Source organism: Nocardia sp. NPDC050799, from assembly GCF_040654015.1.
Taxonomy (GTDB): Bacteria; Actinomycetota; Actinomycetes; order Mycobacteriales; family Mycobacteriaceae; genus Nocardia.
The window spans coordinates 1-12361 of the sequence record NZ_JBFAHF010000001.1 but is presented as its reverse complement, the minus strand read 5'-3'; the positions used below and the strand labels follow the sequence as shown (position 1 = coordinate 12361).

Below are 12361 nucleotides of genomic sequence, written 5' to 3'. Positions count from 1 at the left end.
CATCGGTTGTGTGGACATGCTGGGGCATACTACCGGGACTTGTTTCAGGCCAACATCTTTGGCCGAGTCAGCACCGCACCCGCTTGCGCACATATAGCTACCGACGAGTTCGTGGGCGTCGTTGCGGGGCCCGGTCCCGCATGCTCGCTGCACAGCTGCGAGGACCAACGATCATCTCAGCGGGTCGGTGGCCGGGTCGAGACGGTGATCGGCAGCCTCGTCGTGCTCGGCAGCCTCGGAGCCGGCGTCGTAGTGATCGCACACGTCCGCGAACTCCGCCGGACGGGGCTTGAGTATGCCGCTACGGCACAGTGTTCGATCAGAGACGCAAGTGTGAGCCGGAGCCGAGCGAAGTGGAGACAGACCATGACCGGAGAGCAGACCGACCAGCGCCCCGAGTTGATCGATATCGAGGCGTTCTTCGCCGACCCGCAGTTCGCGATTCCGTCGATCTCTCCCGACGGCACCCGTATCGCCTACCTCGCCCCGCACCGAGGCCGCCGCAACGTCTGGGTCCGCGGTATCGACGCAACCCACGACGACGCTGTTCCCGTCACTCACGACACCCGCCGCGGGATCACCACCTACTACTGGACCGACGACCCTCGCTGGTTGCTCTACCTCCAGGACACCGACGGTAACGAGGACTGGCACCTGTACCGTGTCGACCTCGACGACCCCGGCGCACCCGCTGTCGACCTCACGCCGATGGACCCGGGGTCGCGTGTGGCGGGTGTGGAGCCGCTGCCGTCGGTCTCCGGCAGTGTGCTCGTCGCGATGAACCGGCGCCCGCTGTTCTTCGATACCTTCCGGATCGCCGTCGCGACCGGCGAGACGACCCTGCACCTCGAACACGACGATCCGACGTCCGTCGTCCTGCTCGACCGCCGCGGCGAACCCGCCTTCCGCACCGCCCTGGCCCAGGACGGCACCGTCGAGATCTCCGCGATCGACCCCGCCACCGGGGGAATGCGGTCACTGCGCCGCCTCGGCGGAGCCGAGTACCCGATGAGCGTTCAGCCCCAGCAGGTCACTGCCGACGGGAAAGGGCTGCTCGTCGGGTCCTACCAGGACGGCGACGACCTGCGGCTGGTCCGCATCGACCACGAGACCGGCGCGGAGACCGTCGTCGCCGCTGTCGACGGTCGCGACCTGGACATCAGCGGTATGCTGCTGCCCGGTGTGCTCCCGCCCCCGGTCTACACCCATCGGAGCACCGGCGAGATCCTCGCCGCGCGCTTCGTGGGCGATCGCCCGCATATCGAGGTTCTCGACCCGCACTTCGCCGAAATCCACGCCCGGCTGCAGAAGCTGTCCGACGGCGTGCTCGGCACCCTGTCCTGCGACGACTCCGGGCAGCGCTGGGTCGCCACCTTCGTCCACGACCGCGATCCCGGCGTCACCTGGTTCTATGACCACACCACCGGCGATGCCCGCCTGCTGTTCCGGTCCTACCCGGACCGGGACCCGAACACCATGGCCCCCATGCAGCCTGTCGGGTTCCCCGCCCGCGACGGGCTGCCTCTGCACGCCTACCTCACCCTGCCGGTCGGCGTGGAGCCGCGGAACCTCCCGCTGGTGCTGGTGGTGCACGGCGGGCCCTGGTACCACGACTCGTGGGGCTACAGCGACGACGCGCAGTTCCTCGCCAACCGCGGCTACGCGGTACTGCAGGTCAACTTCCGCGGCTCACTCGGTTATGGGAAACGGCACGTCACCACCGCGATCGGCGAGTTCGCCATGGCGATGCACGACGATCTGATCGATGCCGTCGACTGGGCCGTCACCGAAGGTTACGCCGACCCCGATCGCCTCGGCATCTACGGTGGCTCCTACGGCGGGTACGCCGCACTCGTCGGTATCACTGTCACTCCGGACCGTTTCGCCGCCGCCGTCGACTACGTCGGCATCTCCGATCTCGCCAACTTCCTGCGCACCCTGCCACCGTTCACCCGGGCCTTCAACGTCAACAACTGGTACCGCTACGTCGGCGACCCCGAAATTCCCGAGCAGGAGGCCGATATGCTGACCCGCTCCCCGATCACCATGGTCGACAAGATCCGCACCCCGCTACTGGTTGCCCAAGGCGCCAACGATGTCCGCGTCGTCAAGGCCGAATCCGACAATATCGTCGCCCGGCTCCGCGAGCGCGGTGTGTCGGTCGAGTATCTGGTCGCCGAGGACGAAGGCCACGGCTTCGAAAATCCGGAGAACCGGATCATGCTGTACCGCGCGATCGAGCGGCATTTCGCCCGCTATCTCGGCGGCCGCAGCATCGGCATGCCCGACTCGTCGAGTAGGGACTGACGAGCCCGGTTCACCAGCCGGCTCGAACGCCCGAGAGCCCAGGGCGAACACCCCCGAGCTCGCGTCGCGCAACGCGATGCCCTGGTCCGGGCACGGGCGCACAGGCCCGGCCAGAGCAGGTGTTCGGCACAGATGTCGGATCGCCCGCGCGCTACTCGCGCGGGAGCAGCCTGGAGTTCGGCAGCGTCGGCGCCGGAAGGGGCGGCTGCCGGCCGGGCGGGAACTCGCCGAACAGGGCACGCTTGCCGGCGTCCCGCGGATCGGCGGGCTCGAAACCGAGCTCGGCCTGGTAGCGGCGCCGGTACTCGACGATCTCATCGTGGTGGCGTCCGACGAAGTTCCACCACATCACGATTTGTTCCCGCAACGGGACGCCTCCCAGGAGGATGACGCGGGCTTCGGTGTCGCCCGCGGTGATGACCAACGTCTCGGATCCGGGAGGTATGTAGGCCAGCGATCGATGGTCGACGGCGGCCGAGTTCACGGTGACCTCGCCGCTCTCGGCGAGCACGGCGTGCTCGAAGTCGGCCCGCACGGTGAGCCGTGCCGAGGTGCCGGGCTCGAGTATCAGTTCCGCACCGAGCAGGTCGGGTGTCCGGGTGTCGATCGGGGAGACCGATCCGAGGAGCGCTCCGATGAACACGCGCGCCGTGACGCCGGGGAGTGTCACCGGCTCGGGCGCGTAGTGCGCGAACGCGTTCTCGCTCCTACGCGTCTGGTCGGGCAGCGCGTACCAGAGCTGCACTCCGTGCAGGATGCTCGTCTCGGGGGCGCTGATCTCCTGATGGGTGATGCCACGGCCCGCGATCATCAGGTTGAGTTCTCCCGGCACGATCGAGGCCGCGTTGCCACCGGAGTCGAGATGCTCGATACGCCCGGTGAACAGCCAGGACACCGTCGCGAGCCCGGTGTGCGGATGCCGCGGCGCCTGCATGCCACCGGTCACCGAGACATCATCGGGACCGTAGTGATCCAGAAAGCACCACGCCCCCACCAGCGATCTCTGCCGCTGCGGGAGGGTCCGGTAGACGGTCATTCCCCGCACGCCGCCGAGGGGCACGAGGCGCGGCTCGAGGATCTCTATCGCCGTGCACGGCTGCCCATGATCCAGGACTTTCAGATCGGGGTGTGTCTCGAGGTCGGTCATCGAATGATCTTCCCTTCGGTATCGCGGGGACGCACCGAATGCCGGCTGAGGATCGAGATTCGGTTGAACGCGTTGATCGTGACCGCCACCCACTCGGCCGCAACGAATGCCTCCTCGCCGAGAACCGACCGGGCGCCTGCGAGATCGCCATCCGTCTCTACGGTGGTGGGGAGCGATGTGGCGGCTTCAGCCACTGCGAGGACCGCTCTTTGCCGATCGTCGAACAATCCGGTCTCCCGCCATGCCGGCAGCAAGTCCAGCTTCTGCTGCGCTATCCCGGCTCGTCTCGCCTCGCGCGAATGCAGATCCACGCAGAACACGCACGCGTTGATCTGCGACGCACGGAGCTTGATGAACTCTGACTCCTGGACCGAGAGTCCGCGCTGCAACGCCGCCGCTCGAATCGCCGACGAGAACGCTCCCGCGGCCTTCCATGCCTCGGGCATCACCTTGTCCAAGGATGGACGCATCGTGTCTCCATTTCCGCGGCGACAGCGCACATCCGTCTTCCGCTCTCGAGTACGTTCATCTCGACGCCGGCGTCGGATCCGTGAACGAAGGGGTTTCGGTGGCGTGCTCGGTGTTCCCGTCGAGCGGCGTCCGGCGACGCTTCACCGAATCACGACGTCGATGCGTACGCGAGCGGAGCTCATGTCCCGCTCCGTTCAGCGCGCGTGACCAGTGCGATGTCGGTAGGTGTCGGACGGCGAAACGTACCGCCGTTCGCGACGAACTCCTCGCCGTGCATCCTCAGATGGCGAGCGAACAGCGGGCACACCGGCACGACGGTGAGGTTCTTGCGAATGCTGTCTGCGAGCGCCGCACGCACCAGCAGCCCGGCCAGACCGCGTCCACCGAACTCCTGATCTACCTCGGTGTGGAAAAAGATCCGCTCGGCGTCAACTCCGGAGTCGACGAAGTCGGCCCTGCCGACGGGCGATCCGTCGGCGAGCTTCACGGTGTACGAGCCGATCGGGCCGGCGCTATCGAGCTCGACCGTCACGGTTGCACCGGTGTTGTCGATCAATCCCTCGGCCATCCGGGTGTCCTTTCGTGAGACGGCGTCGCGGCGAGGGCAACGGTGTGCATCAGCTGTTCGGCGGCGACTGCCGGGCGCACGAAGTCCTCGCCGACTTTTCCGGCCCCCGGGGCTTCTATAGTGGCGGTGGGAGTAATCATCGTGTCGTCCCCACCGTCACAGTGGGCTGTTCGGCCAGAATCTCGCGGACCCGAGGGATGACCGCGGTGCCGTACAGTTCGACCGAACGTAGCCGGGCGGTGGCGGAAACGGTGCCGGCGGCGGAGTAGACCATGTCGAATCGGCCCACATCCAGCACCCGGATCGCCTGGGCGATTTTGTTGGCGACCGTCTCGACCGAACCGACGTACAGCGACCCGTGTTCCACCTCGGCGTCGAATTCTTCCCGGCGGAGCGGTGGCCAGCCGCGCAACGCACCGATGCGGTCACGGATCTCCCGGTACCCGGGGTAGAACAGCTCTTTGGCCTCCTCGTCGGTGGCGGCGACGAAGCCGGGCGAGTGCATCCCGACCGGGGGCGCGGGCGTGCCGAGCTCCTGATTCGCCCGCCGGTACAGATCCACATAGGGGGCGAAGCGACCGGGGGCGCCGCCGATGACGGCAAGCATGAGCCGGAACCCGTAGCGGGCCGTGCGGAGCACGGACTCAGGTGTACCGCCGACCCCGACCCAGGTAGCGAGACGTCCCGATTCGGTCTTCGGGTACACATCCGCATCGCGCAGGGCGGCCCGAGTGGTGCCCTCCCAGGTGACCGGCGTCTCGTCCAGGAGCCGATGGAACAGATCGATCTTTTCCTCGAACAGCACCTCGTAATCCGTCAGGTCGTACCCGAACAGCGGGAACGACTCGGTGAACGAACCCCGTCCGAGGATCACTTCGGCGCGGCCGCTGGAAAGCGCGTCGACGGTGGCAAAACGTTGGAACACCCGGACCGGGTCGTCCGAGGACAGCACCGTCACCCCCGAGGCGAGCCGGATGCGCTTCGTGGCGGTCGCGATCCCCGCCAGCACCGTCTCCGGGCTGGAGATCGCGTACTCCGGCCGGTGGTGCTCACCCAGCGCGATCACGTCGATGCCGGCCTGATCGGCCAGCACCGCCTCGGCCACCGCGGCGCGGATCGCCTGGGCGTGCGAGACGATCTCACCCCGGTCGTTGCGGGGCCGGTCGCCGAAGCTGTCGATCCCGAACTCGATCTGCGAAGCATCCATCATGTGCTATTCCTTCGAGGTTTTCGTTGTGTCCGTGTGCCGGGACGGCGAGCAGGATCGGCTCCGTGGCGCCGACATCGCCGCCACCCGCCCCAGCCGCGTCACCCGGCACGTTCCCACAGACCGGCCGGCCCGCCGCCGATGTTGCCTCGTCCGATCACGGTGATTCCCCCGTTCCTCTCCTTGCCGGACCGCTACGCGACGGAGGCCGGTCCCGCGAACCGAGACCGGCTTTCGACCAGGTTCGACGGGCAGGTCAGAACGTCTCCCGTGGCCTGACAACGACCGTACGGTGGCCATCCGGCAGGCGTCCAAGACTTGTTCGGACGCGAAACGATAGGATTCGTCTATCGATATCAGCCCGCGCGTCCTCCGCTACTTCATGGCCGTAGCCGAGGAACTCCACTTCGGCCGCGCAGCCACGCGTCTCTACATCGCCCAGCCGTCCCTGAGTCATCAGATCCGCAAGCTCGAAGAGGCTCTCGGGACCCCACTGTTCGTGCGTTCCAGCCGTCAGGTGCAGCTCACCGCCGCAGGCCGGACGCTGGCTCGCGAGGCGCCGATAGCGCTGGCTGCGCTGGAACACGCCGTGCAGCTCACCCGGCTGGCCGGGGCGGGGATCGCGAGGACGATCCGGCTGGGCTATACCCCGGTCACCGGGTTCGACACGCTCACGGCGCTGCTGGATGCTCTCCGGGAAGATCACCCCGACCTGATGGTCGACGCTCGAGAGTTCTTCAGCGCCGAGATACCCGAACGCCTCCGCGCCGGTGACCTGGACATCGGCCTCGCCCTTTCCCCGCAGCCCCTCGACGGGGTAGGCGGCGAACTCCTCCGCGAAGAGCCCGTGTCCGCCCTCCTCAGCACTCGCCACCGCCTCGCTGACACACCGAGGATCCCGGTGACGGCCCTCCGCGACGAGACGCTGCTGCTGTTCCCTCGCCATCTCGCCCCGGCGTACTACGACGGCATCGTCGCCGCGTGCCACGAAGCGGGCTTCGCACCCGTGATCTGCGCATTCGAGGAACCGCCGGTGAACGCCATGCTTGCCCGGCTCGCCGGCGGACGCGAGGTCGGCTTGGCCCCCGCATCGTTCGCCGAACACACCGCGAAGGCCGGGGCCGGCATCATCGTTCGTGACGTCGTCGATCCGCCGATCCTGGCGAAACTCTCGGTGCTGTGGCCCACGAACGATCCCTCGCCCGCCATTGCAAGCGTCCTCGCCACCGCCCGGCAATGCGCTGAACACAACAAATGGCTACGAAACCCCTCACGTAGTGCGTGAAGTTGCGACCGGAGCGATGGCTTCACAGCTCAGCGCGCCCGGGCGCGGGCCAGATTCCAGCTGTTCCAGGTGTCGTCGTCGAGCTGGTTCTCGAGCCGTTCGAGCAGGCCGTCGCGGATCTGGGCGGGCAGGCGGTCGAGGACGGGGACGATATCGGCGGACAGACCGGCCAGGTAGTCGACGTCGAGATCTTCGCCGCGCTCCCAGCGGTCGATGTTCTCGGCGGCGACCAGGCCCTCGGGATTCAGTGCGGCAAGGGCCAGTAGGGCGGCCGTCCCCGTCGCGATCGCACTGCGCGGCAGCCACGCCGTTTCCAGGCGCAGAACGGCGATGATCACCAGCACGTAGACGATGCCGAGCCAGAGTTCGCACGTGCCGACCAGCAACCGCAGCACGGTGAATCCGTACGCCTGCTGGTAGATCCACATACGTCCGAGCGCGGAGGCGATCATCACCAGCGTGAGCCCGCTGGACGCGCACAACAGGCCGCGCAACCACATCCGGTCCACGGCGGTGTCCCGGGCGGCCCGGTGCAGGACCGGCAGGATGACCGCGAGCGTCAGCACGGTGACCGCGGAGAGCTGCCAGAAACCGCCCCGGGCGTACTCGGCGTAGGTCAGGCCGGCGGTGCGCTGGACATAATCGTCCCCACCGAACAGGGCCACCAACTGTGCCCCGAGGAACAGCGCGAACACCGCTGTCAGGGCACCGACCGGCAGACCCCATTCCAGCCGCGCCAGCGTACGATTCGCGAATTTCGGCTCCCCGTCGGCTGGGAGCGGGGGTCCGGCGAGCAGGTACAGGGCGCCCAGGGTTCCGATACCCGCTGCTACGAACACCACGACCCAGCGGGTCAGCGTGTCACCGTCCATTCGCGGCACCAGACCGTCGATGAGCGCGGCGAACGTGGCGTCGGCGCCGGCCAGTAGTGGTACGAACACCGCCAGTAGCGCCACCGTGACGGCGACGGATACCCCGAGCCGGCGATTACGCGTCCCGGCACCGTCGGGGCGCTTTCCCAATGCGGTATACACCCAGGCGACGGCGCCGGCCGACGCCAGCGGAACAGCCAGCGCATCCCGGAATGTCCCGCGCGCGGAACGCCGGCCCACCACCGCCAGCGACCCGGCCACGGCCGCCGCCACCACGCACAGAACGAACAACCACCCCGCGGCCCGGAAAGTGCCGACCGCCAGCAACACCAGCGCCGTGATCGCCCACCACAGGCGTTCCCGGTGCCGGGTCTGTCCATGCTCCGGCCCCGCGGTACGACGTGCCCGGTGATGGACTGCACCGACCGCGGCCGCAGCCGCGGCACCCGCGAGCAACCAGCCGATTCCGGGCCGGTCGAGCGGGACGGTCGCCGCCGCGACCAGACCCGCGATTCCCGCCGCGGGCAGCACACCCGCCGGGTAGGCGACCAGGTGCCGGTGGGGTGGAACGGCCGGCGGGTTCGGGGATTCCGGTGCAGCTCGAGCGCTCGGTGGCTGCACTTGTATCCGGCCGCCGGGCTCCGGGAGCGCGGCATCGGACGTCGAATCCGTGGCGGATTCCATCGATTTCACCGGGGTCGTCCGTTCGGTGTTGTCATCGTTCGGTGTGGTTCGCCTGGGCATGCGGCTCCTTCTGAGGGTGTGCGTTATCGCCCCGGGGCCGATCGGCGGCCGGGCTGTGCAGCGGGAAAGGTCAGTGGTCGGGCGGCTCGGTGGCCGGCAGGATCACGCGGATCCGGGAGCCGGGGTCGGTGACAGCGATGGCGCCGCGGTGCAGATCGACCACCCAGCGCGCGATGGCGAGTCCGAGCCCGGTGCCGCCGCCGTCGGTGCGGCCACCGCGGGTGAAACGGTCGAAGATGCGTTCGCGCTGGTCAGGCGGTATGCCGGGACCGTCGTCCTCGACATCGATGACAAGGTCCTCGCCCACGGTGTGGGCGCGGAGCCGGACCTCACCGCCGGCCGGACCGTGCCGGGCGGCGTTGTCCAGCAGGTTCAGCACAACCTGGTGGAGGCGGGCGCGGTCGGCGTACACGGTCGCGGTCACCGGCTGGACCTCGCTGCGGAAGCGGATCCCGCGACCCGATGCGGCCGTCATGACCTCCACCTCGGCCACCACTTCCGCGAATAGCGGTGCGATGGCGAATTCGCCGCGGTCGAGCGGGACGGCGCCCGCCTCGATACTCGAGATATCGAGCAGTTCGGAGACGAGCCGCCCGAGCCGTTCGGTCTGCGCGAGAGCCGTTTCCAGTGTTTTCGGATCGGGCTTCGATACCCCGTCCACCAGGTTCTCCAGGATGGCGCCCAGCGCGGTGACGGGGGTGCGCAATTCGTGCGAGACATTGGCTATCAGGTCACGGCGCTGCCGGTCGGCGGCGGCGAGGTCGTCCGCCATCCGGTTGAACGCTTCGGCCAGCTGGCCCACTTCGTCGTGGGAGGAGGCGCGCACCCGGCTCGTGTAGTCCCCGCGCGCCATCCGCTGCGCGGCGGCGGTCATCTCCCGCAGCGGCATGGTGATGCCGTGCGCCAGGAATTGAGAGGACACCAGCGCGATCACCATCGCGGCCAGCGTGGTCATCGGTGGCAGCCAGCCGATCTGCAGGCGGAAATAGCCGAAGGCGAGTCCACCCGCGAAGGTCATCAGGACGGCCAATTTGAGTTTGATGGAGCGGACCCGATCCAGCGGCCGCGGCAATACCGCCGCCACCCGGTCGAATGCCCGCCGCAACCCGCCCACGACCCCGCCCCGGGCGGCGGCGCCGGTGACCGTGTGCCCGCTCATCTGCTCTCCAGCGCATACCCGACACCATGGACGGTCCGGATCAGGTCGGCGCCGAGTTTGCGGCGTAATGCCTTGATATGGCTGTCGACCGCCCGGGTGCCCGCGGCATCGGCCCAGTCCCATACCTCCTCGAGGAGCCGTTCGCGGGCCAGCACCGCGCGGGGCCGCTGCGCCAGCCGGGCCAGCAGATCGAATTCCAGCGGCGTCAATTGTGCTTCGACCCCGCCGCGCCAGACCCGGCGCTGATCGGCGTCGATTCGCAGATCGCCGACCACGGTGATCGTGCCGGGCAGCGCTGCGGCGCGCTCGACCCGGCGCAGTAACGCGTGCACCCGGGCGGTGAGGACCCGCAGGGAGAACGGTTTGGTGAGGTAGTCATCGGCGCCGACGCCGAGACCGATGAGCTGATCGGTCTCATCGGTTCGCGCGGTGAGCATCAGTACCGGCACCGAGTGTTCGGCCTGGATCCGCCGGCAAACCTCCAGTCCGTCGAAGCCGGGCAGCATGACGTCGAGGACGACGAGATCGGGTTCGAAAGTGCTCGCGGCGGCTACCGCGGCGGGTCCGTCGTGAGCCACCTCCACCATGAACTCCTCGGCCCGCAATCGCGCCGCCACCGATTCCGCGATGGTGAGTTCGTCGTCCACCACCAGGATCCGCCGCGCCACCGCTCCCCCTGCCGGTGCGTTCTGTTCCATGGTCGGGAAGCCTAGCCACCCCGTGTGGAGAGAACAGGCGTCAATTGTGGAGATTCTGTGTGCCCGGGAGGCATACCGTCGCGTCGCGTCTCTCGGGTGAGGTTCTGACCCCGGCGCGGCACAGATCGACCGGCCGCGGGGCGCCACGATGACTCTCACCGGGCCCAGGACACTGCATCGATGCGGCCCGGCGCCTGCTGCACAGGCGTCGGTGCGGCCCGGCGCCTGCTACAGGCCGCCGTCCTCCGGTCAGAGTGCGAGCAGGTGACGGCGGGCGCGGCTCCCACCAAGCCCGTGTCCCGGCGACGGGTGAGCAGTTCGCGCGGCACAGTGCCCCGAGCGGTACCCGGGAGTCGGCGGTCACCCCGTAGCGAGACGATGCCCGTGGCGTGCGGACGGGCGTAGACGCGCTCAGTTCGACAAGCACAGGCCTCGGGGGTCGCCGACGCGCCGAAGCCGGCGCGAAGTCGCCTGCCCAATTTCGAACACACTTGCGATAACATCATGGACCGATCGGTTTGTTAATGGATAGGGGTCCAGTGTCGTGAAGGTAGGCGATCGCGTACTACTTGTGGCCGGCGGTCAGTCGGTGTTCGAAGTGCTCGAGGTCGACGGTGACCGCGCTGTCGTGGAGTCCATCCAGGCCGATGCACCCGGGCGGTACCCGTTCAGCGCGCCGCTGACCGCACTCGTCCCGGTCGATCATTGATCCTTTTTTGATCTGCCCCTTTTACCGGTTCCTGTGCATGCGCTGACGCAGTGGCCGTGGTGCCGGCGCCGATGCCGGCCGTTTCCGGACGGCCGCCGGACGAGGCCGGTTGGGCCATCGAGTTCAAATGGGACGGAAACGGACGGGTTCGCACGAAGCCGTGGCGCTCGGTCCGACTTTCGCCGCAGAGCACACCCGGCGGGCACGCCGCGCGCTCCGAAGGCACAGTTTGATTTAGGACAATAACTGTCCTGATTCCTCGACATACTCGAATCATGAGCGAAACCGACTCGATCGCAGGACAGCCGGAGCAGGCCGACATCACCGACTACAACGATCCGAACGCGCCGTGGAACCAGGATTGGGACCAGGAGGGCGGCATCGCCAACTGGAACGATGATGTGATCAAGGAGTTCCGGGAGAACTCGGGGAAAGTGGGCGGTGCCTACGCGGGTGGGGACCTCATCCTGCTCACCACCACGGGAGCCAAGAGCGGCAAGCGGCACACGATTCCGCTGGGGCCCCTGTACCGGGGCGACACCATGTTCGTGAGCTCATTCATCGAGGACAAGTACCCGGCCTGGTGGTACAACATCAAGGCCAATCCGCAGGTCATTATCGAGCTCCGGGACACGACCCACCAGGCGACCGGCAAGGTGCTCGAAGGCGCCGACTACGACGAGTTCGCGGCCTGGGTGCTGGCCAACAACCCCCTGCTGGCGGACTTCCAGTCCAAGATCGACCGGCCCATACCGCTGGTCGTGCTGACCCTCGACGGCGAGGGCTGAGCGCTCCCAGAAACCTCCCGGCCCCGGTGCGTCCAATGGTGCGCACCGGGCCGCGAACCCTCACCTACGGGGCTCTGCGGTACAGGACGAATCCCACGTCTACTTCCCCGGACGCTCGCTCGACGCCGCACCGGCAAGGCCGGCTTGGACAAAAACCTTCCGCGCCCTCTGCCGGCCACACCTGGAGGTCCTGTCCAATGACTGTGGCGCCGAGGGATCCCCACCGCCCCGGAGATACCGGCACTCATCGACGAACCTGCGATTCGGTCTACGACCACATCTTCAACCGGGGCGGGGAGGTCGCCGCGCGGCCGGCGCCCCGATCACTCCCCCACTGTCCCCTGATCGGTCTGCCGCCACTCGCCCGTCCCATCCGGATTGCGGTGATATTCCCAAGCCGAATAAT

The 12361-nt window shown here is 68.0% G+C and carries 12 protein-coding genes; 4 read left to right on the top strand and 8 right to left on the bottom strand.

Annotation, left to right across the window (positions count from 1 at the left end):
* Positions 1–366 precede the first annotated feature (366 nt).
* Positions 367–2307 carry a prolyl oligopeptidase family serine peptidase gene (locus tag AB0H42_RS00060; RefSeq protein WP_357047339.1) on the top strand — a complete coding sequence of 647 codons (1941 nt, stop codon included), beginning with the start codon at positions 367–369 and terminating at the stop codon, positions 2305–2307.
* 151 nt (positions 2308–2458) lie between these two features.
* On the opposite strand, the gene AB0H42_RS00055 is transcribed toward AB0H42_RS00060, so the two are convergent.
* From AB0H42_RS00055 to AB0H42_RS00040, 4 genes are all read right to left on the bottom strand, one after another.
* Positions 2459–3454 carry a pirin family protein gene (locus AB0H42_RS00055; RefSeq protein ID WP_357047336.1) on the bottom strand — a complete coding sequence of 332 codons (996 nt, stop codon included), beginning with the start codon at positions 3452–3454 and terminating at the stop codon, positions 2459–2461.
* Positions 3451–3924: a carboxymuconolactone decarboxylase family protein gene (locus AB0H42_RS00050; RefSeq protein ID WP_357047333.1), complete on the bottom strand. Its 474-nt coding sequence runs from the start codon at positions 3922–3924 to the stop codon at positions 3451–3453. Before AB0H42_RS00050 ends, AB0H42_RS00055 begins: the two co-directional genes overlap by 4 nt.
* 179 nt (positions 3925–4103) lie before the next feature.
* Entirely contained in the window at positions 4104–4493 is a 390-nt protein-coding gene (locus AB0H42_RS00045; protein ID WP_357047330.1) for a GNAT family N-acetyltransferase, read from the bottom strand.
* A gap of 136 nt (positions 4494–4629) precedes the next feature.
* Entirely contained in the window at positions 4630–5703 is a 1074-nt protein-coding gene (locus AB0H42_RS00040; protein ID WP_357047327.1) for an LLM class flavin-dependent oxidoreductase, read from the bottom strand.
* A gap of 346 nt (positions 5704–6049) precedes the next feature.
* Here AB0H42_RS00040 and AB0H42_RS00035 point away from each other — a divergent pair, with 346 nt between their 5' ends.
* On the top strand, positions 6050–6985 hold the full coding sequence (locus tag AB0H42_RS00035; protein ID WP_357048599.1) for a LysR substrate-binding domain-containing protein: 936 nt from the start codon (positions 6050–6052) through the stop codon (positions 6983–6985).
* A gap of 29 nt (positions 6986–7014) precedes the next feature.
* Here the strand turns inward: AB0H42_RS00035 and AB0H42_RS00030 are convergent, their stop codons facing one another.
* The 3 genes from AB0H42_RS00030 to AB0H42_RS00020 all read right to left on the bottom strand — a co-directional run bounded on the left by AB0H42_RS00030 (position 7015) and on the right by AB0H42_RS00020 (position 10458).
* On the bottom strand, positions 7015–8601 hold the full coding sequence (locus AB0H42_RS00030; RefSeq protein WP_357047324.1) for a DUF4173 domain-containing protein: 1587 nt from the start codon (positions 8599–8601) through the stop codon (positions 7015–7017).
* A 70-nt stretch (positions 8602–8671) separates the two neighbouring features.
* The gene (locus AB0H42_RS00025; RefSeq protein WP_357047321.1) at positions 8672–9760 is read right to left on the bottom strand and encodes a HAMP domain-containing sensor histidine kinase; all 1089 of its coding nucleotides are present in this window, start codon (positions 9758–9760) and stop codon (positions 8672–8674) included.
* The gene (locus AB0H42_RS00020; protein WP_357047318.1) at positions 9757–10458 is read right to left on the bottom strand and encodes a response regulator transcription factor; all 702 of its coding nucleotides are present in this window, start codon (positions 10456–10458) and stop codon (positions 9757–9759) included. The genes AB0H42_RS00025 and AB0H42_RS00020 overlap by 4 nt, the downstream gene beginning before the upstream one ends.
* Positions 10459–11002: 544 nt before the next feature.
* Here AB0H42_RS00020 and AB0H42_RS00015 point away from each other — a divergent pair.
* Both AB0H42_RS00015 and AB0H42_RS00010 read left to right on the top strand, forming a co-directional pair.
* Positions 11003–11167: a hypothetical protein gene (locus AB0H42_RS00015; protein ID WP_357047315.1), complete on the top strand. Its 165-nt coding sequence runs from the start codon at positions 11003–11005 to the stop codon at positions 11165–11167.
* A 275-nt stretch (positions 11168–11442) separates the two neighbouring features.
* Positions 11443–11955, top strand: a complete 513-nt coding sequence (locus AB0H42_RS00010; protein ID WP_357047312.1) for a nitroreductase/quinone reductase family protein — start codon at positions 11443–11445, stop codon at positions 11953–11955.
* Between the two features lie 323 nt (positions 11956–12278).
* On the opposite strand, the gene AB0H42_RS00005 is transcribed toward AB0H42_RS00010, so the two are convergent.
* Positions 12279–12361, bottom strand: an 83-nt coding sequence (locus tag AB0H42_RS00005; protein WP_357048596.1) for a DUF6802 family protein, incomplete at its 5' end; no start/stop codon positions are given.